Genomic DNA, 24,389 nt, shown 5'->3' on the forward strand with positions numbered 1-24,389 from the left:
GCCGGCCGGGACCGCCCGTTCGCAAGCCATGCGCACCCTGATGCGCTGGCTGCTGCTGGGCGAATGGCGCGCCCACCCGGTGCGCGCCGTCACCGCCATCGCCGCCATCACCGTCGGCGTGGCGCTGGGTTTCGCGATCCACCTGATCAACGCCGCCGCGTTCAACGAATTCTCCGCCGCCGTGCAAAGCCTGTCCGGCCAGGCCGACGTGCAGGTGGCAGGCACCGAACCGCTGTTCGACGAGGACATCTACGCCAGGCTGGCGCAGCGGCCGGAGGTCGTGGTGGCTTCGCCCGTGCTGGAAGTCAATGCCTCCCTGCCGGGAGGCAAGGAACCCCTGAAAGTGCTGGGCCTCGACGTCTTCCGCGTCGGCTATATCGCGCCCGACCTGATCGGCGCGCCGGCCAGCGGCGTGGCCGGCGACACGCTGGGCAGCGATGCGCTGTTCCTGTCGCCCGCCGCGCAGCAGTGGCTGGCGGCAAAGGCCGGCGACCGCATCGCTTTCATGACCGGCACCGAGACCATCGGATTGCGCGTCGCGGGTTCGCTGCAGCGCGCGCGCGTCGGCCAGCGGCTGGCGGTGATGGACATCGGCGCGGCCCAGTGGCGCTTCGGCCGCCTCGGCAAGCTGTCGCGGGTCGACCTGAAACTGCGCGACGGCGTCGACCGCAATGCCTTCCAGGCCGCGCTGGCGCGCGAACTGGCGCGCGACTTCCCGGGCCGCTTCCGGGTCGGCCAGCCGAACGACACGGACCAGGAAAGCCGCACCAGCAACATGAGCCGCGCCTACCGCGTCAACCTCAGCGTGCTGGCCCTGGTGGCGCTGTTTACGGGGGCCTTCCTGGTGTTTTCCACCCAGGCGCTGTCGGTGATGCGCCGCCGCAGCCAGTTCGCGCTGCTGCGCGTGCTGGGTTTCGAACGGCGCCACCTGTTGCGGCAAGTGCTTGTCGAAGGCGCCGCGCTGGGCGTGGCCGGCGCGCTGCTCGGCATCGCCGGCGGCTACGCGATCGCCGCGCTGGCGCTGCGCTTCTTCGGCGGCGACCTGGGCGCCGGCTATTTTGCCGGCGTGCAGCCCGATGTCCAGTTCACGCCGATCGCCGCTGTCGTGTATTTCGCGCTGGGCGTGGGCGTCGCGCTGCTCGGCTGCGCGGCACCGGCATGGGAAGCGGCGCGCGCGGCCCCGGCCATCGCGCTGAAATCCGGTGCCGACGAAGTCGCGCTGGCCCGCCTGGCCCGCCCATGGCCGGCCATCGCCTGCCTGGCCGTGGCCGGCGTACTGTCCCTGCTGCCGCCGGTGGCGGGCCTGCCCGTATTCGGCTACCTGTCGATCGCGCTGCTGCTGGTCGGCGGCATCGCGCTGATGCCGCGCATTGCGGCCGCCACGTTCCGCTTCGCCCATGCACGGTGGACGGCGGCCATGCAGCAGCGCACGGCCATCCCGGCGGTTCCCACGCTGACACTGGCGCGCCTGGCCAATGCTTCCGGCCAGGCCGGCATCGCGCTGGGCGGCGTGCTGTCGAGCTTCTCGCTGATGGTGGCGATGGCGATCATGGTCGCCAGCTTCCGCGTCTCGGTCGACAACTGGATCCTGCAGGTCCTGCCGGCCGACCTGTACGCGCGCATCGCCAGCGCGGGCGGCACGGCCGGCCTGACGCCGCGCGAGCAGCAAGCCATCCGCGCCGCGCCCGGCATCGCGCGCGCCGAATTTCTGCGCCTGCGCTCCGTGTCGCTGGCGCCGGACCGTCCCAACGTGGCACTGCTGGCGCGCGACATCGACCCGGCGCAGCCGGAGAAATCGATGGTGCTGGTCGGCGACCAGGTGAGGCAGGCGAATCGCGCCCTGCCGCGCGCCTGGGTCTCGGAAGCGATGGCCGACCTGTACCGCATCCGTCCGGGCGACACGCTGCCGCTGCCGCTGGCCGGGACTGCCGTGCCGTTCTTCGTGGCCGGCATCTGGCGCGACTATGCGCGCGTGTCGGGCGCGGCGATGATCGAACGGGCCGACTACATCCGGCTGACCGGCGACGCCGATGCCAGCGATGCCGCGCTGTGGCTCGACCGGGGCGCCAGCGCCGCCGATGCGACCGAAGCGCTGAAGCGGCTGCCGTTCGGCGCCACGCTGGACATCGAGGCGCCATCGGCGATCCGCGCCCTGTCGCTGCGCATCTTCGACCGCAGTTTCGCCGTGACGTACCTGCTGGAAGCGATCGCCATCGTCATCGGCCTGTTCGGCGTCGCCGCCACGTTTTCGGCGCAGACGCTGGCGCGCGCCCGCGAATTCGGCATGCTGCGCCACATCGGCGTCACGCGCGGCCAGATCCTCGGCATCCTGGCATTCGAAGGCGGCGCGCTCACCGGCCTGGGCATCGCCACCGGCTTCGTGCTGGGCTGGGCGATCAGCCTGATCCTGGTGCACGTCGTCAATCCGCAGTCGTTCCACTGGACCATGCAGATGCATTATCCGTGGCCGCTGCTGGGCACCGTGGCCGCCGCGCTGCTGGTGGCGAGCATGCTGACGGCACTGGGCGCGGGCCGGCAGGCGCTGTCTGGCGGCCCGATCCGCGCCGTACGGGAGGACTGGTGATCCGGATTCTATTGATCCTGCTGCTGGCGCTGAGCGCTCCGCTGCTGGCGGCGCCGCCGGTATTCGCGCCGGTGGTGCCGCTGGAAGCCGGCCGGCAACTGGCTTTCCCGCGCGACTTCGGCTCACATCCCGCATTCCGCACCGAGTGGTGGTACGCGACCGGCTGGCTGACGACGGCCGCCGGCAAACAGGTCGGCTACCAGGTCACCTTTTTCCGCAGCCGCACGGATACCGACGATGCCAATCCCAGCAAATTCGCGCCGAAGCAGCTGATCATCGGCCATGCCGCGCTGTCCGACCCGGCACAGGGCAAGCTGCTGCACGACGAGCGCAGCGCCCGCGCCGGCTTCGGCCTGGCCTTCGCCAGCGAGGCCGATACCGACGTCAGGCTGGACGACTGGCGCATGACGCGCGGCGCCGACGGCCGCTACCGGATGACCATTCCCGCCGCCGGCTTCGCGCTGGAGCTGGTGCTCGAACCCACGCAGCCGGTGCTGCTGCAGGGCCGCGGCGGCTACTCGCAAAAAGGCCCGCGGCCCGAACAGGCCAGCTATTACTACAGCAAGCCGCACCTGAAGACGTCCGGCACCATCGTCGGCGCCGACGGCAAGCGCAGCGCCGTCACGGGCACGACGTGGCTCGACCATGAATGGTCCAGCCAGGTGCTCGATCCCGGTGCGGCCGGCTGGGACTGGGTCGGCGCCAACCTCGACGACGGCGGCGCGCTGATGGCCTTCCGCATCCGCGCCAAAACGGACAAGGGCGGCGATGCTACACTATGGGCCCACGCGACGTGGCGCGACGCATCCGGTAAGATCACGCATTTCGGTCCGGACGACGTGTCGTTCACGCCGCGCACGCGCTGGCGTTCGCCCCGCACGGGCGCCGACTACCCGGTGGCCGTCACGATCCGGACCGGCGGCACCAGCTGGCAGCTCGACCCGCTGCAGCCCGACCAGGAACTCGATTCGCGCCGCTCGACCGGCGCCGTGTACTGGGAAGGCGCAGTGACCGTGAGGCGAGACGGCCGGCAGGTCGGCCATGCCTACCTCGAGCTGACCGGCTATGTCCGGCCGATGAAACTATAAAAACTACCGTGATAGCATGAGCAACAGCACCACCAGCAGCGCCCCCTCCCCCCGCCCACCCCGCGACTCCCGGGAACTGAAGAAAGGCAGCCTCGCCGCACTGCGCGGCCTGCTGCCGTTCCTGCGACCGTACCGCTCACGCTTCGCGATGGCCGGCGTCGCGCTCGTCGTCGCGGCCGGCGCCACGCTGGCGATCCCGTACGCGTTCAAGCAGATGATCGACCTGGGCTTCGGCGCCAGGGCCGGGGTGAACAGCGCCGAGCACGTGAACGCCGTATTCCTCGCGCTGTTTGCCGTCGCCACGGTGCTCGCGCTGGCGACGGCGGCGCGCTTCTACACCGTCTCCTGGCTCGGCGAACGCGTGGTGGCCGATATCCGCAGCGCGGTCTACCGCCACGTGGTGCGGCAAAGCCCGGCGTTTTTCGAAACCACCCAGACCGGTGAGGTACTGTCGCGCATCACGACGGACACCACGCTGATCCAGGCAGTCGTCGGCACCAGCATCTCGATGGCCTTGCGCAATGCGCTGCTGTTCCTGGGCGGCCTCGTCATGCTGTTCGTGACGAGTCCGAAACTGACCGGCATCATCATCGCGCTGCTGATCCTCACGGTGCTGCCGATCGTGATGTTCGGCCGGCGCGTGCGCAAGCTGTCGCGCGATTCGCAGGACCGCATCGCCGACGCCTCGGCGGTGGCCGGCGAGATCCTGAATGCGATGCCCACCGTGCAGGCGTTCACGCACGAGGAAATCGAAACGCGGCGCTTTGGCAGCGCGGTCGAAGGCGCGTTCGGCACGGCGATGCGCCGCATCCGCGCCCGCGCACTGCTGACGATGCTGGCGATCGTGCTGGTCTTCGGCACCATCGTGTTCGTGCTGTGGCTGGGCGCGCACGCGGTATTATCCGGCACGATGTCGGGCGGCGAACTGGGCCAGTTCATCCTGTATGCATCGATCGTGGCAGGCGCCGTCGGCGCACTGTCGGAAGTGATGGGCGAGGCGCAGCGCGCGGCCGGCGCCACCGAGCGCCTGCTCGAACTGCTGGCCACCGAATCGGCGATCCGCGAACCGGCGCAGCCGCTGGCGCTGCCGCCGCGGGCCGCCAACGGTGCCGCGCTGACGCTGGTGGACGTGACGTTCTCGTATCCGTCGCGCCTTGACGCCGCGGCGCTGGGCCACCTGAACCTCGACATCCGGCCCGGCGAAACAGTGGCCATCGTCGGCCCTTCCGGCGCCGGCAAAACGACGCTGTTCCAGCTGTTCCTGCGTTACTACGATCCGCAGCAGGGCGCCATCCGCCTCGACGGCGTGGACATCCGCCACCTGGCGCTGCACGACCTGCGCGGCGCGATCGGCATCGTGCCGCAGGATACGGTGATCTTCTCGACCGATGCGATGGAGAACATCCGCTACGGCCGCGCCAGTGCGACGGACGAGGAAGTGATCCGCGCCGCGAAACTGGCGGCCGCCCATGAATTCATCGAGCGGCTGCCGAACGGCTATCAGTCGTTCCTCGGCGAGCGCGGCGTGCGCCTCTCCGGTGGCCAGCGCCAGCGCATCGCGATCGCCCGCGCGCTGCTGAAGAATCCCCCGCTGCTGCTGCTCGACGAAGCCACCAGCGCGCTCGATGCCGAATCCGAGCGCCTGGTGCAGTCGGCGCTGGAAGCGGCGATGGTCGGCCGCACCACCGTCATCATCGCCCACCGCCTGGCCACCGTGCAGCGCGCCGACCGCATCATCGTGATGGAAGACGGCCGCATCGTCGAAACCGGCACGCACGCATCGCTGGTGGCGCTGGGCGGCATCTATGCCAACCTGGCGGCGCTGCAATTCCACAATGTCCAAGTCGAGCATCCTCATGAATAATCCAGTGCAAGCGGCAACCGATCCAGTCGTCGACGAATCCGCGCTGCGCCAGCAATGCGGCACCGTGCTGCCCGGCCACCGCCAGCAAACGCCCGCGCAGGCCTTTGCCGCGATGGCCGCCTGGTGCGAGGAAAACGGCATCGCCCACGACGTTTATGGAGACGGCGAACTGATCGGGGCCCTGGAGCGCAAGGTTGCCGCGCTGCTGGGCAAGGAAGCGGCCGTGTTCTGCATCACCGGCACGATGGCGCAGGCCACCGCGCTGCGGCTGGCCTGCGCCGACCGCGGCAGCCGGCTGGTGGCCTTGCACACCACCGCGCACATCCTGAAACACGAACGGGGCAACCACCAGTTGCTGGATCATTTCCATGCGCTGCAGGTGGGCAGCCCGCATCGGCCATTCACCGTGGACGACCTGGCGGCGATTCCCGACCACCTGGGCGCCGTGTCGATGGAACTGCCGGCCCGCGAGATCGGCGGCATGTCGCCCGCGTGGGAGGAACTGGCAGCGATCAAGGCCTGGTGCGCCGAACGCGGCACCCACCTGCACATGGACGGCGCCCGGCTGTGGGAAGCCGCTGCCGCGTTCGGGAAGTCGCCTGCGGAGATTGCCGCCGGCTTCGACTCCGTCTATGTGTCGCTCTACAAAGGGATCGGCGGCCTCGGTGGCGCGCTGCTGGCGGGCAGCGCCGGCTTTGTCGCGCGGGCGCAGGAATGGTATCGCCGCCAGGGCGGCAGCATCATCCACCGTACGCCGTATGTGGTCGCCGCGGCGATGCAGATCGATGCGCGGCTGGCCGCCATGCCGGCACTCTACCGGCGCACGCAGTGGCTGTACGAAGCATTGCGCGGCTACCCGCTGCTGCGGGTCAATCCGGCCCGCCCGCACGCCAACATCTTCCACCTGCACCTGCCGGTGGAGCGCGACCGCGCCATCGCCATCCGCAACGACATCGCCCGCGAACACCGCATCTGGCTGCACAATGCCGCGCACCACGCGCAGCTCGAAGGCAGCAGCTACACGGAATGGTATGTCGGCGACCAGCTGCTGGACCTGCCCGACGACCAGGTGCATGCCGCGCTGGCCATCTGGCACGCCGCTTTGAAGGAGGCAACGCAATGAGCTTCCGTTCGCTGAAGCTGATCGATCCGCTGCTGCGCGCCCTCGACGACCTGGGCTACGACGAGCCCACGCCGGTGCAGAAGCAGGCGATTCCCGCCGTGCTGGCGGGCCGCGACCTGATGGCCGCCGCGCAGACCGGCACCGGCAAGACGGCGGGCTTCGCGCTGCCGCTGCTGAACCGGCTGACGCTGGAAGGTGCCGTCGGTCCGCTCGGCGTGCGCTGCCTGGTGCTGGCGCCGACGCGAGAACTGGCCGAGCAGGTATTCAACAGCTTCCGCAAGTACGGTGCGCACGTGCCGCTGCGCTTCGGCGTGGCCTACGGCGGGGTGCCGATCGAACCGCAAATCGGCAAGCTGAAAAAGGGGCTCGACGTGCTGGTGGCCACGCCCGGCCGCCTGCTCGACCTGCAGCGCCAGGGCGCCCTCACCTTCGCACAACTGCAGACGCTGGTGCTGGACGAGGCGGACCGCATGCTCGACCTCGGCTTTGCCGCCGACCTCGATGCCGTGTTTGCCGCCCTGCCGCCCGAACGCCAGACGCTGCTGTTCTCGGCCACGTTCCCCGACACGATCCGCGCACTGGCCGGCCGCCTGCTGCGCGACCCCTTGTCCGTGCAGGCCAGCCCCGCCAACGCCGCGGCGCGGACCGTGCGCCAGCTGGTCATCACCACCGACAAGAAGTCGAAACCGGAACTGTTCCTGCACCTGCTGCGCGAGCGCGGCTGGAGCCAGGTACTGGTGTTCGCCAAGACGCGCAAGGGCGTCGACCAGCTGGTCGGCCTGCTCCAGCAGCAAGGCGTGCGCGCCGACGCAATTCATGGCGACAAGCCGCAGCCTGCGCGCCTGCGCGCGCTGGCCCGCTTCAAGGCGCACGACGTGGACGTGCTGGTCGCAACGGACGTCGCCGCGCGCGGCCTCGATATCGCCGGCCTGCCGCTAGTGGTCAACCACGACCTGCCCACCGTGGCGGAAGACTACGTGCACCGGATCGGCCGCACCGGCCGCGCCGGCGCCACGGGCGAGGCGATCTCGCTGGTGGGCGCCGACGAAGTGGACCTGCTCAAGGCCATCGAAACGCTGATCAAACAGGTGCTGCCGCGCGAGGAAGTGCCCGGATTCGAAGCCGATCATCGCGTGCCGTCGACCGGAACGCCGCCGAAATCGGCGCAGCCCGCGGGGCGCAAGCCGGTCGCAAAGCCCTCTGCGAATCCAGCTGCGAAGCCTGGTGCGAAGCCTGCTGCGAATCCTGCTGCGAAGCCTGCCGTGAAGCCCGCGGCCGGGCCGAGGACCCCAACGCGCTCGCCCCGCCCTGCCGGTGGATTCGCTCCGGCGACGCCGGCCCAGCCGGTCTCGCCGCGCACGAAGCCGGCCACGCGCATCCCGCAAGGCGCGGTCGTGGTCGCAGCGGGCCGCGGCGCAAAGGCGGTCGCCAAGGCGGCAGCGAAGTCTGCGGCCAAGACCGGTGGCAGGAGTGGCGGCAAGCCTGCCAGTGCCACGGCCAAAAAGCGTACCTGATAAAATTGCCAGTTTTCAGCCGGAGAATCGCATGCAGCAGTACCAGCAACTGATCGAAACCGTCCTCGCCCAGGGTACCTGGCAGGACAACCGCACGGGCATCCGCACCTTGTCGGTGCCGGGCGCGATGATGCGCTTCGATCTGGCGCAGGGCTTCCCGGCGGTGACGACGAAGCGGCTGGCGTTCAAGTCCGTGGTCGGCGAACTGTGCGCCTTCCTGCGCGCCTCGCGCAGCGCGGCGGACTTCCGCGCGCTGGGCTGCAAGGTATGGGACCAGAACGCCAATGAAAACGCCCAGTGGCTGGCCAATCCCTACCGCGAAGGCGTCGACGATCTCGGCCCCGTCTACGGCGTGCAGTGGCGCCAGTGGCCAGGCTACAAGCTGGTCGACGCCGCGAACACGGCGCAGCGCGACGATGCCCGCCGCAACGGGTTTACCGAAGTCGCCCCCGTCATCGAAGACGGCGTCGAAAAGGTGCTGCTCTACAAGGCCATCGACCAGTTGCGCGAGTGCCTCGACACGATCGTCAACAATCCCGGCAGCCGCCGCATCCTGTTCCACGGCTGGAACCCGGCCGTGCTGGACCAGGTCGCCCTGCCCGCCTGCCTGCTGTATGTGCAGTCCGGTCGTTATCGGCGCGGCGCGCGCCCGCGCCAGCTATGGAATCCAAGGAAAAATCAAGCGGATAACGTTATCGGCTGAGACTAGTCACGTAGGGCCCGTACAGCTTAGGTAACGTCGATACGTAGGGATACCGCACGATCCGGGTGTGGCTCGGCATTGCGGCGCCGTGAGTTCGGAATTTGTACTTTAATCATTCAAGAGCAGCTCAATGAATCAATACTTGGATTTGGTCCGCCAAATAATCGAAACCGGCGCCTGGCAGGACAACCGCACCGGCGTCCGCACCATCAGCATTCCTGGCGCGATGATGCGTTTTGATCTTCGCGAAGGGTTTCCGGCAGTCACTACAAAACGTCTGGCGTTCAAGTCCGTAATAGCTGAACTGTGTGGCTTCCTAAGAGCCTACCGTAGCGCCGCAGACTTCCGTTCCCTTGGCTGCAAAGTATGGGATCAGAACGCAAATGAAAATTCCGAATGGCTCTCGAATCCATATCGCCTCGGCGAGGATGATCTCGGCCCTATTTACGGCGTGCAGTGGCGACAATGGCCTGCTTACAAACTGATCGATGCTCGGCATTCCGACCAAATTGAAGACGCGCAAAGCCGAGGATTCAGAATTATCTCGCCGGTCGTTGACGATGGAATTTCCAAAGTGCTCCTCTATAAGGCGATTGATCAGCTCAAAGACTGCCTGAATACGATTATGACAAATCCGTCCAGCCGAAGAATTTTATTCCATGGTTGGAACTGTGCGGATTTGGATTCTTTTGCGCTCCCACCATGCCACCTCTTATATCAGCTTCTTCCGAACCCGGCGACGAAGGAAATCTCCCTCTGCCTATACATCAGGAGCAATGATATTGGCCTAGGGGCTCCTTTCAACTTGGCTGAAGCTGCAGCGTTATTGCATCTGATTGGAAGGTTGACAGGCTACACGCCGAGATGGTTTACGTACTTCATCGGTGATGCTCATATTTATGAGAACCATATGGACATGCTTACCGAGCAGCTAAATAGGCAACCGTTTGCCAGTCCGACATTACGAATATCTGAGCGAATCCCGGAATATTCCGTTACGGGCGTTTATGAGCCAGAATGGCTGGACACGATCGAGCCAAACGACTTTATACTTGACGACTACTTGCATCATCCTCATATCACGGCTCCAATGGCTGTATAATCGTACCAGTGACATAGCGCAAGCTTTAATAAATAATGCAAATAGAAAACTACTGCACACTCGGTTGAGTATTACTCACGGCCAAGAGCGGCGGAATCATCCCAGCAGTGCGTTCTCGACGGTTATAGAAGGCCGGCGTGGTAGGCATCAGTTATACGATGCGACGCAAGCACGTTTCCTAAATTTATCCTACGGACGACCGCGCCCGGCGTCTACTTGGCCTTGTAATTCAAGCGCACATGTCAGTGTCTGCCAAGTGGCCTCTTCGCAATCGTCGATGCTTTGCTGGTAGAACTCGTAGAGATCGAGTGGCTGCTTGAGCGCGAAGGACATGCTTGGGCCGGTAATAACCGACCAGTGCACTCAAATGGTCTCCAGGCATTCCTTGCACCGAAAATCGCGTCTCGCCGCCAACGTATCAGGATCGCGTTAACCGGCAACAATGGCACGGTTGATCATGCCGGTGACGCGGGTGATCGTGGCAATGACGTGATTGAGCTAAATGTTCATGAAGGCCAGCGCCTTCTGCACGTGCTGAATTTGCGCAGCGGCATAGTCAGTATACTTCTCGCGTGCACGACGATAAGCACGCAGCTCTGCGATATCACGGTTAGGGCGAAAACTCGGCCGCAGCAGTCTGCAGGCATGCAATCGCTGCAGCCACTGAGCATTAGAGACATCGATGTTTTCGACCAAGGACAGCACGTGCTTCGCGGGCATTCGCATCGATGACCTCCAGCCCGTGAGACTTGAGTGCTTTGATGGCCGCGGCCCGGTACACGCCGGTCGATTCCATGACGACCGGTTTAGTTTCGGTCGCGGCGAGCCAAGAGGCATGCGTTCTAGATCCCTCGTAAAAATTTGCAACGGCCGGGTAAGTTCGTCACACAGATTGGGACTGACAGCCACAACGTAAAACGGTGTCGGATATCGATACCGGCTACGGAAGGAGGAATAATCGGCCGCCTGTTGGGCTTCGATCATCAGCGCAAATGGGACATGGTCCACCTCCCGGATAGTGAGGCGCAGGGCGAAGACTCGAAATTGACCAACGTTCTAAACGGGTCGTTAATTGGCGCCGCCACAGATGAGTCCGTAGCTTCCGCTGTACCCGATATTGACAGGATTTGTACCAACAGAATGGGTCTGAGAGCAACAGTTAGCTTGCAGTTATCAAACAAACAACCCTCGAGTGGCTGGAGGCGCGTGAATTCTTTGAAGCAAAATAGCTCGCCCGTTCCGTAGAACGCTCTTGTCGGCAAATGACCCATTGCCCGAACCTCGCAGCGTGTGACACCATCGTGCGTACGGGCGTATCAAACTGAAGCCCGGAAAATTGAAGTGCTTGCCACCGTGTAAGTTATTTAACAAACTTAATCCCAAAACCCCGCAAAGCATTAATCAACCAAAAACTACCCTTTCAGGCCGATGCGACAATCTCTGATGTGCCCGTCTCAATCCTAAGCGCAGATAGTAGCGAAGCGAACGAATATCTCTATGTCCAGCTTGCTCAGCAACACGAAAGAGAATAGTATCGGCGTGAAGCCCGTCTAAGGTACCGTACACGTGCATGTGCTCGTCAATATATGCTTCACACAATTTAGTCAGATAGCGGCCTCTTGCTCGGTGCCCGGTCAATTTTGCGAAACGATCCGAATTCTTGAAGGATGCCGAAAGCAGATGGCTTATAAATGAACCACTCAAGCGAAGGCCGCGGGTATGGGATATAAAAACTGCCATCTCAGGAACAACATTATGCGCTCTGGCGACGACATCTGCTCGCTCAACCTCTATGTACTCGCGTGTCGCTAAAATTAGTTCGGGGTCTACGACAATATTTCGCTTCCTATTTCCCTTACCTATTACATCCATTGTACAAAGCCTATTTTCCCTTTCAGCAGTCGCGATTTGTGTATGACTAGGCAAGTCAGTAATACTCATGCAACGGAACTCATCACGACGTAAGCCTGCCTCAGCCCATCTCAGCAATAGAACATTCCGTGCCGCTAGATCAGGTCTGATGTTCGATAGTTCAGCATACGCGTCCTCCATCTCCGTATCTGTGGGGATTGGGCGAAACTGCGTGGAGCCGCGTAGACCGAGCTTTGAAGTTATTATAGTTCGCCCTCGCACCTTCGAAATCAAAATACAAATCGGGGGAAGAACTCCATTTTTTCCTTCCCCGATATGATTTCGGATATGTCCGTGATCTTGGGCCCAATTAAAAAATGCCAACACCACTCCTAAAGAACGGTTCCAGGTCTTATTAGTTACTGGTGGTGCGTTTTCAGTCAAATATCCGCGCCACCGCTCCAATATAAAATCAGTAACACTATGCCATTCAATCTTTTGCTTATCCAAATAGTCGAAAAACGCTGTCAGTGTGTAAGCGTACTGCCCGCAAGTATTTCCGGATAGCTTACACTTGGTAGCCAATTCACGAAACCAGTCAGTAGCAGCCTCAATAATACTGAAGTCATGACTTAGAAGGTATGGGATCCTGGAATAATAAGCTCCGTTAATAAAACATTGCGCGCTCCAACATAACTGGACAGGCATATTATCACTCCACAACTCGAAGAGAATTTCGAAAATTTGGCTCAGATGCCGCCTTTGCTGACGAAATCTGACCTTGGAGCCTAGCAACCTGAGACCTGGCAGTTGCAAGATCAACTTTCAAAACTGCAATATCATTTCTCAGTTCGTGCAATGTCGCCCCCATCTTCGCCAATGCTTTTTTTAAGGTCGTATTTTCGGTTGCATAATTCTCGGCCTTCTTCGACCTCGAGACCTTTCTACGGCCAGCAGGGTGACGTTGAAGTTTCCCGATCACTGAAATGACACGTTCGATCAACTCAAGGTTGTGCGGGCTATGCTTACGGTCAAGCGAGTTTGGGCTACTGATCATATGCACGTTTGCGATAGGGTCATCCCAAAGTCGGAATTGAGTGATACTTTTCGGCACCGCAAAAAAATCTGGAATGCCGTCGACATTGTATCCCTCAAGTATTTCCAGCTTTCGAAGGATTTTTTGCCTCAGTTCTTCCCTGCGCTGAGTGTTTGAACCCTTCACTAGATCACTCCTTATTGAAATTTTTTTGAATGAAAATGCGGATCACACGACTTCGCTCCATCTGAGCTCTACGAAGCAGTTCTGAAGTGTATGCATTCCTTGCAGCCTGTTCCATCGACTTTTGTTTAGCAACCCAATGGTCTTCTCGAGTCGAATCAGTCACATGGAAATGACAACGTGCGCATAAATACTCATCCGAGCCCGTCGAGTCTGGGACGCCGTCCAACGTTATGCCGCGACTAGGGTTGATTACACTTTGGCACGCGGCGCGCCGGAGATTAGAGGGTGTGCCACTAGCACCACAATATCCCCAAGGGGTCGCTCGCAAGCGTAGTTTTCTTTGCTCAACGAATTCAACCAGTTTTCGCTCTAGACCAGCCTCGTCAGTCATACTAATAGTGTTTCGAAAACGCTGGATAAATTTCTTCAGAACATTACCAAAAATCCCGCATGGTTTTTCTGGACCGTTAGCGTATGACCGCATTTTCTCAAGCGTTAGCTTGTGATACTCTTCGCCTATCAGCGACGACAACTCAGCATCACGCACGTAATTGAGCGTCATATCAATATTAAAATGACGCAATTGGTAACTCAGGGCGCCAATATTGGCATACTCGAAGCGCCAAACAAAAAGAACTGCGAACGCGCGTCTGAACTGATGAGGAGAGAACTTCCAATCGGTTAAGATCTCTTCAATCATCACTTTTGGCGTCTGTACGAGCCGCGCAAATAGATTGATATCTATCGCACAACGTCGATAGCTGCAGTTATTAGCGTCGCCTGGAACCACAAAAAGTAATGAAATCGCATGCTCTTGACGCACCTCGCGCCCGATTTTTTCCATCAAGCAAACTGCAGCTTTGACAATTTCTGGGCATGGAGTAAAGTCATCGCGCCTAAGCGTCTTGGCAATATAGCTCTTCAGCCACCATCCACTTTCAGAATTTCCGGTCACGGAACCAGCGCTCAGTTTAGATATTTCAATATCTCTTCGCGCCGTGAAAGCGGCGATTATTATATACACAGCCGTAGGCAAATAGGTAATGCAGGCAGTTTTAGGGTGAACTATATATGGCGATCCCAACTTCCTAGTGCTTAAGCTAACACCGCAGAGCTCATTTGCATGCCTCTTGCTAAACTGCAGACATGCTTCTTCCGCTTTCGACGGATCCCTGCTTGTCTCGTGCATCAACCGAAGTAATGCATTACCCAACGTCACCCAATTTACTGCAGCAGCCAGAATGTGAAAACAGACGTTAACTGGCATAGTCTTTGTGTGCCCATTGTCCTTCCCTAGACTTTCTGCGACGGACCAGACGCCGGCTGGAAATGGCTCGAAGACGAGCGCAGACGATATGCTCTTGCGACATTGCCATAGCATATCTAGAGGAAAGAATTTCTGGTATAGAGTTCCTTTAGTGAGAGTTTGTTTCGTTTCGGTGCGAGCACTTACCGTCTCCAAAGCCAAGGGATAATTCATATGGTAATATGCTTCCAAGGCCCGTGGAATCTTTGACCGCAAGTTGGAAGGGATGCCGGCATGCTGTAGAGCTAGCGCCAACGGGACGGGAACTCCCACCGCGGACCTCAAGGCATCCGTGGCATCTTGGATCCTCCTAACCGTCTGCATCGTGCGCTCATATCCCGTTGCGGCCAACGAAACAAATCGCGCGATATCATCCGGGGTAACGTTCTCAAATCGTTCGATATTTTCCATGTTGCACCATGCGCCAAATCCGATAATTGATCGAGCAACACGCGCCAACACCTTTGGCGACTGGGTGAAGGCAAACGGCCCTTCTCGCGATGCGACAATTAATGACTGAGTTGTTTTCAGCAGTAATGTATGCCGCGGATGATTTAGCGCGTAGCCGTCTGGCATTACCTCGTTAAATAGAATCGTCGCATATTCATCGTGGTCGCCCCGTACGACCCACTGATCATCGAGGGCTTCGCTCAACCATTCGCGACGGTGAGTAGGCAAGAGAGAAGAGGAACTTTCGTAAGTAGAATCTACTTTGGCCATATTCACAAAGAAAATATAGTACCTGCCTGCATTTGGCGACTTGCAAGATCACGAGCCTTTCGAAGGAGCGACGAAAATTTGCTCCGGCCAGCTTTCTCTATCAACACATCTGTGAATGCCAGTAGAGGGAGGTAATATTCTTCCCACTTAAGAGCATTGTTGGCTTCCATTTCGGTAGCTTTACTCTTTAAGGTAGCGTTGACAATAATTGCATCAGTTAGATTCAATAAGTCGACAACCACGATGTGCCCCTCACACCTCCAACACTGGCCCACTTGAGCACAATCACGACCCACCCGTTCGCGATCCATATATCCTGCCTTCGGATCTATACAGTTCACGCCTACGCCGGTTCGGGCACTGACGACGGCCTCGATGCCGACTCTACCGAAGCTCGATTCCGGAGACTCAGGTGCCGAAAACACTTGCTGGGCCATGTTGTCTTGAAAGTGGCGAATCAATTTCACGTATTTTGCCCTTACAGGCCAGCGCAATGCGTATGTCTCCGTTGTACCCCCTGACGAGTGATCTGCTAGCGCCTGAGTCACAGCAATATTGCCATCCCCCTCAATAGTATGTTTCAGAAGAAATGAAACCCGGATCGCACTAGGACGTGATCCTAGGTTCCTCAGTCCTTCATCTCGCAGAAAATAGCGCAAACGTTTAGCAACGAATCCTTGACTAGCGATGCTTGGTTCTTCGAAATAAGCAAATACAAAAAGCTGACCCTGCGCGTGTTCGATCCCTGCTCTCGCATGATGAGTCATCTCGCGTATATTTCGTAGCACCTTCACAGAAGACAGATCATGCTTCGCATCATTAACTGGCAATTCCTTGACAATTTCGCTGTATCCAGCTCTGGCCTTTTGCGATTCAAAGCGTACGAAATCCTTGTGGTCGGTTGGCTGTTCCGAATCGACCGTTAAGCTTAGCGCTACACTGACATTCGCCCCAGTATCCACCATGTAGATTAGAATCGCCGCAGCAACAGCATCTGGATGCGCGGTAATCATTGCGGATAATTTAGTTCTCCCCCCCAGGAGAGCCATGAGATGGCGGTGCTCCATCAGACCCCCTATCCAGGATTTCGTTGTCGGAATCTTTCCATTGTAATAGTTCACGGTGATATATAGAAAGTTTGCCGTCGCCAACGCTACCGCAGTCGCTGGGAAGAGCTTGTCTCGTAAATGCCGGAGATTGTCCACATCACCGGCCCTGCAGAATACTCTATACCGCTCATAAAGCTCACGCACGTATGGTCCATCCACATGCTTGAGTAATTGCGCCCCATCCCTATACACAGACTCCCATTTCAAGAATTTGCGACAGGCAATAGAGCGAATTGCGTCGAGAATTTTACATGTTACGCGATGCATACTACTGGCTAGCACATCAATACCCGCTGTGCTATCAATGCCAGTTTCGCTTACTAAAGTAGATACTAGCCGATGAACTTCCTCTTCAGGTAAAGTTGCGTCGAGCTTTATGATACTTTGTACCATCTCATCGATATGATTTGCGGGAGCGGTAGCACGTACCATCTCGACAAGGGAAGGCCGCTTGCTTGCGCCGAAATGGTAGTTTCGATGCATTTTGAACGCTGCCAACCTTGGCAAAATTGCAGCGCTTTCTAGCGCGACTAGTGTAGGTCGGAGGCAGTTGAAACGGTCCGCCAGTGTGGTTGCTCTTTCACAATATTTATTCCTTTCGCTCTCCACCCAATTCAGGAGATACTCATTAATCTCATCTACACGCACAAACACGTCATATCCCAACAGAGGTGCCTGTTGTATCACCATGGCTTCCGCAACAAATTCTGAAAAATCCTTAAACAAGCGGTACCGTGCCACTGCCGTCGATCGGGCGAACTTTGCGAAATGTGAACACAATTCAAGCATGAGTTTTTCTGAAAATTCCTCGGTGAAGGTCGACAGTAAAAATGAGAAGTTAAATACCCTTCTAAGTTTCGGTATTTCGTAAATTCTCTGACCATGGGAGACAATATGATCACTTACATTAGCTATGGCAAGCTCCTTTTCATTTTCAACCCATCTGCCGCAAAGACAAGATATGGGCCGGAGATATAATACCTACTGATCACTGGTTCCCTTGCGCCACTTTCAGACGATGATATTCACTTACGATGAGACACCCGGCTTGGGAAATCGCCAGCGACATATGGTTCGTAAATTTCAGTTGCGCTGTTAGGCAACGTCTGCCTGCCACTGGCGCTTTCATTTTTATCCTATCACCACCGCACATGAAATTACAAGGCTCCAGAAAAATAGCATACTCGTTGAATTTATTTGATAAATTTGCTACTCTCAGCAGCTATGCAAATAAAGAAAATATTTTTCATCAGACTGCTATTTCTTGCGCCAAACGCAAACATTATATTTTTCGATTTCGTGGCAGGTTACCGTGTGCTGAAACCTACAAGTAATTTTCCGTTGTAGTTTTGCTACCGTCGAATGTGGATGGCGCGCGAGTCTGAACACTAGAGTGGGGTACTCATCTACTCCATGTGCAAGCACTCGCAGATACAGCGACACGGAATCGTACTGAATCGCCCAGGTTTCCTAGAGACTCCATTGTTTGAGAGAATGGAGCTATGAAGAAGCAACCCAAATATTCCCCTTAGGTCATCGAGCGCGCCGTGCGCATGGTTGGCGAGGCAGCCAGTGAGTACAGCTCGCAGTGGGCTGCGATTGAATCCATCGCGGCCAAGATTGGCTGCACGCCGGAGACGCTACGGCGCTGGGTACGGCAGTAGGAACGCGATACCGGACAGCGCCCTGGCCCGACCACTGCTGAAGAAGAGCGCATAAAGACCCTGGAGCAAGAAAACCGTGAGCTGCGCAAGACGAACGACATCCTGCGTCTGGCGAGTGCATTTTTCGCCCAGGCGGAGCTCGACCGCCGCTTCAAGCCGTGAGGGCATTTATCGATCAATACCGCCACGCCTACGGCGTCGAGTCGATCTGTAAGGTGATGCAGATTGCGCCGTCCGGCTACTGGCGATACGCAGCACAGCAACGTAATCCGGCCTTGCGCTGCGCACAGGCCCAGCGTGACGACGTCCTGAGCATGGAAATCGAGCGGGTATGGCAGGCAATCTGCAGGTGTACGGCGTCGATAAGGTCTGGCATCAGTTGCGGCGTGAAGGAACCGATGTGGCTCGCTGCACGGTGGAGCGCTTGATGCTTAAGGCCGGATTGCGCGGTGTGGTGCGTGGCAAGGTCATGCGCACGACAGTAGCCGACGCCACGGCGCCATGCCCACTCGATCGCGTCAATCGCCAATTCAAGGCACAGCGACCAAACCAGCTATGGGTCAGCGATTTCACCTATGTGTCGATTTGGCAGGGCTTCGTCTATGTCGCTTTCGTCATCGACGTCTTCGCCCGGCGTATCGTCGGCTGGCGCGTAAGCAGCTCGATGCGAACCGATTTTGTGCTCGATGTGCTGGAACAGGCCCTGTATGCGCGCCAGCCAGAGCGCAACGACTCCCTGGTCCACCATAGCGACAGGGGCTCGAATACGTATCGATAAAGTACAGCGAGCGAGTCGCAGAAGCCGGCATCGAGCTATCTGTGGGCAGTAGGGGCGACAGCTACGATAATGCCCTGGCCGAGACCATCAACGTGCTTTACAAGGCCGAGCTGATCCACCGCCGTGCTCCTTGGAAGACGCGCGAAGCGGTCGGACTGGCTACGCTTGAATGGATGTCCTGGTTTAACCATCACCGCCTGCTCGGACCACTCGGCTATATTCCGCCAGCGGAAGCTGAGGCAAACTATTACAAGCAACTGAGCGGTCAAGCCATCGCGGCCTGGCTCACACCAACCGGCCTCCACGAAAGCCGTGGCGATTCAGTTCTACAACCCAGGACGCAGGCATCCAACGTTGGGCTACATCAGTCCAGTACAATTTGAAAATTTAAAAAGCGCCTAGAGGAAGTGTCCGTCAAATCGCGGGAAGCCCAGTAACGCCCGGCGCTATGTCACTCAATTCCTGCATTAAAGGCTTGTGCAATTACAGGTCGTGCCACGTGTGTTATTCATTCAAATCGGCCCGGATTGCTGATGGGGCTAAGCCGTCTTGTCCTGACTGAGGCCGTTCGGGATGATATTTCTCGTTTGCGCGCACTGATCGCAACATAGCCGATGTGGGACCGTCAGGTTGTTGTGTCCCTTCCTTGGCTTTCCGGGAATGTATTTGGCTTGTTCGTGCCAAACACGGCGGTCTGCAGTTCGTTGATGCGTTGTTCGAGCATTCTCGATTGGCCGAGGCTGGTCAGTTGCGCCTCGAGCCCCGCGTTCTGCTGCCGCAGCTGGCTACATGTCTCTTGTGCGGCGGTCAATAAGGTTTCGGCTTCTCGTGTACGAGCGCGAGCGTCGGCCGCTTGGCTTTCAAGTGTGGCAGCATGAGCTTCCATCGCCTGGAGTTGCTCGAGCTTACGCTCGAGACGCCGGCTGACTTCCTTTTCCAAGTAGATGGCTTGTTTATTTGCCGCCAGTTCGGCGGCAAGCGCAGCGGCCTCCTTATTCATCTGGGTCAGCTGCTCCTGCTTCACTGCCGCTGCCTGTTGGGCTTGTCGAAGCTCTGCCTGAACGGAATGCACTTGATGTTCGTGTCGCCGGGTTTCCTGTTCGCGCTGTTCTCTTGCGGCTGTGCGGAAGTGATCGAGCGCCTCTCGCGCATGCCGATGTTTCTCTTCCAGCGACGCCTGGTGCCGTTCAGCTACTGCCAACCGTTCTATAAGATCCTGAGTTCGCAGTTCCGCCGTATGCCTCGCAAGCTGCTCCTGTTGCAGCCGCTGCTGCACGTCTGCAAGCTGGCATTGTGCCGATTCCAGCTGCTGAGACATCGCCACAAGCTCGCGCCGGCTGTCGGCCAGGGAGGCAGTCAATGCAGCAGCCTGCTGTTGATACTGCGTCCGTTCTGAGGAAAATTCCGTACGTACTGCTTTGACAGTGCTTTCTGCCTCGGCTTTTAGTTGTTCGGCAAGCTGGGCAACAAGCGCCTGAATCGCATCACTAACCGGTACCCCTGCCGTACTCTCTTCTGCCTCAAGTTCTCGCAGGTACTTATGAATCGTCGTCTTAGATCCGGTATCGCCGAGCTCTGCTCTGACCGCATCGATCGATGGATGCCTGCCCTTGGCAATCAATGCATCGCGTGCTCGTTTGACATCCCATGCATATACACCAGACCTCGCCATGACATACCCCCGATATAATTTCGTAGTGGTGTACATACTAGCGTAATACGTACAGTTTGAGGCCATGAAATTGGGTTTTTGGTGGTCAACACAGCACAGGATAACAACAGGTTATCCAATCTAAGGCCGGTTTTTCCCTCTATAATCGAGGTTGGCGTTACAGGAGCTAGCAACCGTGGCTAAGATCGGCCGAAATGATCAATGTCCTTGTGGTTCAGGACGCAAATATAAGCGCTGCCATGGTTCATCCCAGGTCGCTGGCCAGGTCCTGCACCCAACCGCCGAGTTAATGCTTCAGCGTAAACTTGCAAGCGAACAGCAGAGGCGCAGTCAACAAGGGTTGGGTAAGCCCATCATTTCTGGATCACTCGGCGGGCGTCGCCTTGTCGCAGTCAGGAACCGACTGCTTCATGCAGAAGGATGGAGAACGTTCTCGGACTTCCTGTTCGACTACATCAAAATGGTGTTGGGGCCTAAATGGGGCACGGCAGAGCTGGCCAAGCCTATTGCTGAACGGCATCCCATCCTGGTCTGGTATCACTACGTGTGCGAAGTCCAGACGGCACATGCTGTCCCAGGACAGATCATAGACCTGCCAATGACTGGTGCAGTCGAGGCGTACTTGATGCTCGCTTACGACCTCTACGCGTTGGACCACAATGCCGAACTCCAGGAAAAACTGGTCGCGCGCCTACGTCACCCTGACCAGTTTGCCGGGGCACGTTACGAGATTTTCGTTGCCGCCGCTCTCATCCGGGCGGGATTCGCGCTCGTATTCGAAAACGAAGATGACCGCCAGTCTACCCACTGTGAGTTCACGGCGACCAATACCGAAACTGGGCGTTGTTTCTCGGTCGAGGCGAAATGCCGGGTGTCAAATGGGAAATTTAAGCTAGGGCGTCAGCTGTACCGGGCATTGAAGAAAGAAGCCAAGCATGAGCGGATGGTATTTATCGAGCTCAATATGCCAGATGCCATAAACGAGGATGAGATGCTCGACGAGGTGAACCGTGCGGTGGCCGCGATACGTGCGTCCGAGGGCCGGCGCGTCGAGGGGGAAATGCTACCATCTGCATACGTATTGATCACGAATAGTCCTGCGCACCACCACCCGACGACGCAGCAGGTCGGCTCCTTTGTTGTAGCCGAGGGCTTCCAAATTAGCGATTTCAAGCACGATACCGCGTTCCCGACTGTACGTGCTGCGCTGGACTCACGTGACCGACATCGGGAAGTATTGAGCATTATGGGCTCACTGCAGACCCATCGCCGGCCTCCGGATACATTCGACGGAGAAATTGCTGAGTACGCTTTCCGCCGGGCAGATTCTGCCAAGCGGCTGCTGATTGGCGGAAGGTATCCTATCGCGTGCGCCGACGGCGTCGAGCGCATGGCCACGCTTACCTGTACGACCGTGAGCGAAGATGAGTCAGTCGTCATCGGCGGCGTCTCCTTCGACGACGGTAGTGCAACCGTCTGCAACTTTCCGCTCTCGGCAGCTGAGTTGGATGCCTGGCGAAGACATCCAGACACGTTCTTTGGAACTGCCGATCGCCGGAAGGGAAATAGTGGTGTCCTAGATATTTACGATTTCTTTTTCCATAGTTGCTGCCAAACGCCTCGTGAGCAGTTGCTTTCGCTACTCGCCGATGCATCAGACATCTCTGCATTGCGCTTGCTTTCGCAGCCTGAATTGGCCAGCGCATACGCAGAGCGGCTGACCAGTTCTGTGATCGCGAATCACGGTGCCCATGACTGAGCTCGACCTTTACCTTGCTGCGTCCACTAGGGATAACACACGCCAAAGCTATCAGGCCGCGCTGCGGCATTTCGAAGTCGAATGGGGTGGCCTACTTCCCGCCTCCTCCGATAGCGTCGCCCATTACCTTGCGCAGTATGGCGCGACGCTATCGATCAGCACATTACGCCAGCGCTTGGCGGCGCTCGCGGCGTGGCATCAGGAGCATGGCTTCGGGGATCCCACCAGGAATCCAATCGTGCGTAAGGTGCTTCGTGGTGTCCAAGCGATCCATCCAGCAGAACAGAAACGCGCTGCCCCGCTGCAGATCGAGCAATTGGCTCAGGTCGACAGCCGCCTGACATACCTGATCGAATGCACACGCGCCGCGGGTGATCGGGCTGCCGCGCTGCGCCACTTGCGTGACCGTGCCCTTTTTCTGCTGGGCTTCTGGCGTGGTTTCCGCAGCGACGAATTGAGCCGACTGCGTGTCGAGCACATCAGGGTGGTGCAAGGGGAAGGCATGGAATGCTACCTCCCGCGCACAAAAACCGATCGCTATCTGAAGGGGCAGACATTTCGCGTACCGCAGTTGTCGCGAATGTGCCCAGTGAGCGCCTATCTGGACTGGGTGCAAGCCGCAGACCTGCAGGACGGACCGGTTTTCCGGCGTGTCGATCGATGGGGCAATCTCGGTGATGACCCACTTAATGTGGACAGCCTTCTCCCCTTGCTCCGGCGTGTGCTGGCAACTAGTGAAATCGACGCCGCTGAACTGTACAGCACTCATTCGTTGCGGCGCGGATTTGCGAGCTGGGCTGCTGCAAACGGCTGGGATCTGAAAACGCTGATGGAACACGTAGGCTGGAAAAGTGCGCAGTCAGCTCTGCGCTACATTGAACTTGCAGATCCGTTCAATCAGCAACGTATCGAAAAATCCTTGAAGGATCGATGAGGTACACGCTTCGTTCGCCGCCAAAATTCGAGTTGCTCTCGTCTGCAAGGGCATTCTTATGGAACGCAACGATCCGAGCGATATATTGGTCCACATGCAAAGGCGGCGACTGGGGAATATAGACCAAGTTCACTGACCCGTTCGATGGGTGGCCCATGGTAGTGTCTTCCAAAGATCGTACAAACTCGCCATACCTGCTTCTCAATGCATCACCGCTGGGATAGATGCATTGAGCCAGAGTGAGCACGATCCCGGGGAGGGCGACAGTTCGTTAGGCGATACAGCCGAGAACTGCTGCGACCAGGCGTATTTGAGCACACCGTCCAGCACCTCTCCCCGACCACCAAAGGTCACAAACATTGTGCGGACGCAGTAGCAGCAGACCAAAGGTCACCGTCAAGTCTCCAAAATCGTCGGTTTAGCATAGCAGTCCACTGAATCTCGACTATAACTATCTGATTATAATAACTTTCTACACATCGACTGGATCAGCACACAGTCGCTTTTGCACAAGTTTGGTGACTTTGCCGCCCATGGGGATACCGCACATCCAGCAACGTTGTACGTGAAGTGTATGGCTTCCTCCAGTGAGCTTTCGGTCCGGGAAATCGAGCATTGTTTTCGAGCCGGATAACTCATCTTTCTTCAACATCGTGCCCCGTAACTGCCAGATATGACAATTTCAAATGGTAAGGCTGTGGCAGGTGCACAACAGCCTAAATGTTACTGAGTAATTTCTGTTTTCGCTATGAAATTGGTAAATTGCATTTTAGCAAGTTAATCGGCGAATTACTACTAATATCCCTCTTGCGATTAGTAGTAATTCAGCTATTAAATTTTTGTATCACATTTTATGCTGACAAGCATGGCGAGATCGTAATCTGCTGCTGGCCTGCTCGCGGAGTTGTAAGTGCGCCCGCACCAATGGTAGGCTTTGACACATCGCCGACTCAGTGAACACTTAGGAATAAAATGGAATCGATTGAGCCTACTAACATCAAATCAACGGCCTCTGCCGAAGAACAGGATAGTCACGCATTGAATGAATCGAAAATCGTGGGTCCTTATGTGGTTGCGACCGCAAGTGGATTTCTGGTGTCCCAAAATAGCGAAGCGTCTCGTTGTAAGGTATATACCGACCCCAATGTGCGTCACGCAAGTACTTGGGTTACATTTGATGAGGCCGATCAAGCGGCAAAGCGCGGCGTTGCTTCACTTTATCCGAAAGAATTGCACTATTACTCAATTTTGGTCGCTCCGAATATTAAGCAGGTAGATGGTTGCTGAAAGCGGCCCCCATTACGCTTGGCTCGCGACGGTCGCGAAGCTGGCGGCCAGGGTTTTAAAGTCGACATGCTTGTCCAAGCCCAGGCGTTCTCAAGAATCAAGTGCAACA

At 58.1% G+C, this 24,389-nt stretch carries 15 protein-coding genes, 2 pseudogenes and 1 other annotated feature; of the genes and pseudogenes, 11 read left to right on the forward strand and 6 right to left on the reverse strand.

Features of this window, described 5'->3' with window-relative positions; all coding sequences use genetic code 11:
* Nucleotides 1-28: 28 nt before the first annotated feature.
* The 7 genes and pseudogenes from FHS02_RS03355 (at nucleotide 29) to FHS02_RS03385 (ending at nucleotide 9,978) form a co-directional block, all read left to right on the forward strand.
* Nucleotides 29-2,584, forward strand: a complete 2,556-nt coding sequence (locus FHS02_RS03355) for an FtsX-like permease family protein (RefSeq protein WP_137312795.1) — start codon at nucleotides 29-31, stop codon at nucleotides 2,582-2,584.
* Nucleotides 2,581-3,672: a lipocalin-like domain-containing protein gene (locus FHS02_RS03360; protein WP_137312796.1), complete on the forward strand. Its 1,092-nt coding sequence runs from the start codon at nucleotides 2,581-2,583 to the stop codon at nucleotides 3,670-3,672. The genes FHS02_RS03355 and FHS02_RS03360 overlap by 4 nt, the downstream gene beginning before the upstream one ends.
* Nucleotides 3,673-3,688: 16 nt before the next feature.
* Nucleotides 3,689-5,536: an ABC transporter transmembrane domain-containing protein gene (locus FHS02_RS03365; protein ID WP_137312797.1), complete on the forward strand. Its 1,848-nt coding sequence runs from the start codon at nucleotides 3,689-3,691 to the stop codon at nucleotides 5,534-5,536.
* Nucleotides 5,529-6,659 carry a threonine aldolase family protein gene (locus FHS02_RS03370; RefSeq protein ID WP_137312798.1) on the forward strand — a complete coding sequence of 377 codons (1,131 nt, stop codon included), beginning with the start codon at nucleotides 5,529-5,531 and terminating at the stop codon, nucleotides 6,657-6,659. The genes FHS02_RS03365 and FHS02_RS03370 overlap by 8 nt, the downstream gene beginning before the upstream one ends.
* Nucleotides 6,656-8,173 (forward strand): DEAD/DEAH box helicase, encoded by a 1,518-nt coding sequence (locus FHS02_RS03375; protein ID WP_137312799.1) that lies wholly within the window; start codon nucleotides 6,656-6,658, stop codon nucleotides 8,171-8,173. The genes FHS02_RS03370 and FHS02_RS03375 overlap by 4 nt, the downstream gene beginning before the upstream one ends.
* 31 nt (nucleotides 8,174-8,204) lie before the next feature.
* A pseudogene (locus FHS02_RS03380) lies at nucleotides 8,205-8,795 on the forward strand (thymidylate synthase); the annotation flags it as partial.
* Between the two features lie 211 nt (nucleotides 8,796-9,006).
* Nucleotides 9,007-9,978, forward strand: a complete 972-nt coding sequence (locus FHS02_RS03385) for a thymidylate synthase (protein ID WP_137312800.1) — start codon at nucleotides 9,007-9,009, stop codon at nucleotides 9,976-9,978.
* A 498-nt stretch (nucleotides 9,979-10,476) separates the two neighbouring features.
* Here FHS02_RS03385 and FHS02_RS03390 read toward each other — a convergent pair whose 3' ends face one another.
* The 5 genes from FHS02_RS03390 to FHS02_RS03410 all read right to left on the reverse strand — a co-directional run bounded on the left by FHS02_RS03390 (nucleotide 10,477) and on the right by FHS02_RS03410 (nucleotide 16,975).
* A complete protein-coding gene (locus tag FHS02_RS03390; protein ID WP_137312801.1) occupies nucleotides 10,477-10,704 on the reverse strand; it encodes a hypothetical protein in 228 nt (75 codons plus the stop codon).
* A 675-nt stretch (nucleotides 10,705-11,379) separates the two neighbouring features.
* A complete protein-coding gene (locus tag FHS02_RS03395; protein ID WP_137312802.1) occupies nucleotides 11,380-12,537 on the reverse strand; it encodes a tyrosine-type recombinase/integrase in 1,158 nt (385 codons plus the stop codon).
* 4 nt (nucleotides 12,538-12,541) lie between these two features.
* Nucleotides 12,542-13,051, reverse strand: coding sequence for a hypothetical protein (locus tag FHS02_RS03400; protein ID WP_137312803.1), 510 nt, complete (start codon nucleotides 13,049-13,051; stop codon nucleotides 12,542-12,544).
* Between the two features lie 4 nt (nucleotides 13,052-13,055).
* The gene (locus FHS02_RS03405; protein ID WP_221403764.1) at nucleotides 13,056-15,083 is read right to left on the reverse strand and encodes a hypothetical protein; all 2,028 of its coding nucleotides are present in this window, start codon (nucleotides 15,081-15,083) and stop codon (nucleotides 13,056-13,058) included.
* Nucleotides 15,080-16,975 carry a hypothetical protein gene (locus FHS02_RS03410; protein WP_183444244.1) on the reverse strand — a complete coding sequence of 632 codons (1,896 nt, stop codon included), beginning with the start codon at nucleotides 16,973-16,975 and terminating at the stop codon, nucleotides 15,080-15,082. Before FHS02_RS03410 ends, FHS02_RS03405 begins: the two co-directional genes overlap by 4 nt.
* Nucleotides 16,976-17,739: 764 nt before the next feature.
* On the opposite strand from FHS02_RS03410, the pseudogene FHS02_RS03415 reads away from it, so the two are divergent.
* Nucleotides 17,740-18,909 (forward strand): annotated as a pseudogene (locus FHS02_RS03415) (IS3 family transposase); the annotation flags it as partial.
* Nucleotides 17,967-18,083: a sequence feature (AL1L pseudoknot), on the forward strand. (Overlaps the previous pseudogene by 117 nt.)
* A gap of 344 nt (nucleotides 18,910-19,253) precedes the next feature.
* Here FHS02_RS03415 and FHS02_RS03420 read toward each other — a convergent pair.
* Nucleotides 19,254-20,300, reverse strand: a complete 1,047-nt coding sequence (locus tag FHS02_RS03420; protein ID WP_221403765.1) for a DNA-binding protein — start codon at nucleotides 20,298-20,300, stop codon at nucleotides 19,254-19,256.
* Between the two features lie 175 nt (nucleotides 20,301-20,475).
* On the opposite strand from FHS02_RS03420, the gene FHS02_RS31195 reads away from it, so the two are divergent.
* The 3 genes from FHS02_RS31195 to FHS02_RS03435 all read left to right on the forward strand — a co-directional run bounded on the left by FHS02_RS31195 (nucleotide 20,476) and on the right by FHS02_RS03435 (nucleotide 24,280).
* Nucleotides 20,476-22,059 carry an SEC-C metal-binding domain-containing protein gene (locus tag FHS02_RS31195; protein WP_217496904.1) on the forward strand — a complete coding sequence of 528 codons (1,584 nt, stop codon included), beginning with the start codon at nucleotides 20,476-20,478 and terminating at the stop codon, nucleotides 22,057-22,059.
* Nucleotides 22,052-22,993: a site-specific integrase gene (locus tag FHS02_RS03430; protein ID WP_137312808.1), complete on the forward strand. Its 942-nt coding sequence runs from the start codon at nucleotides 22,052-22,054 to the stop codon at nucleotides 22,991-22,993. Before FHS02_RS31195 ends, FHS02_RS03430 begins: the two co-directional genes overlap by 8 nt.
* A 972-nt stretch (nucleotides 22,994-23,965) precedes the next feature.
* Nucleotides 23,966-24,280: a hypothetical protein gene (locus FHS02_RS03435; RefSeq protein ID WP_137312809.1), complete on the forward strand. Its 315-nt coding sequence runs from the start codon at nucleotides 23,966-23,968 to the stop codon at nucleotides 24,278-24,280.
* The last annotated feature ends 109 nt before the right edge of the window (nucleotides 24,281-24,389 follow it).

The sequence above is a fragment of the Pseudoduganella umbonata genome (assembly GCF_014192225.1).
Lineage (GTDB): Bacteria > Pseudomonadota > Gammaproteobacteria > Burkholderiales > Burkholderiaceae_D > Rugamonas > Rugamonas umbonata.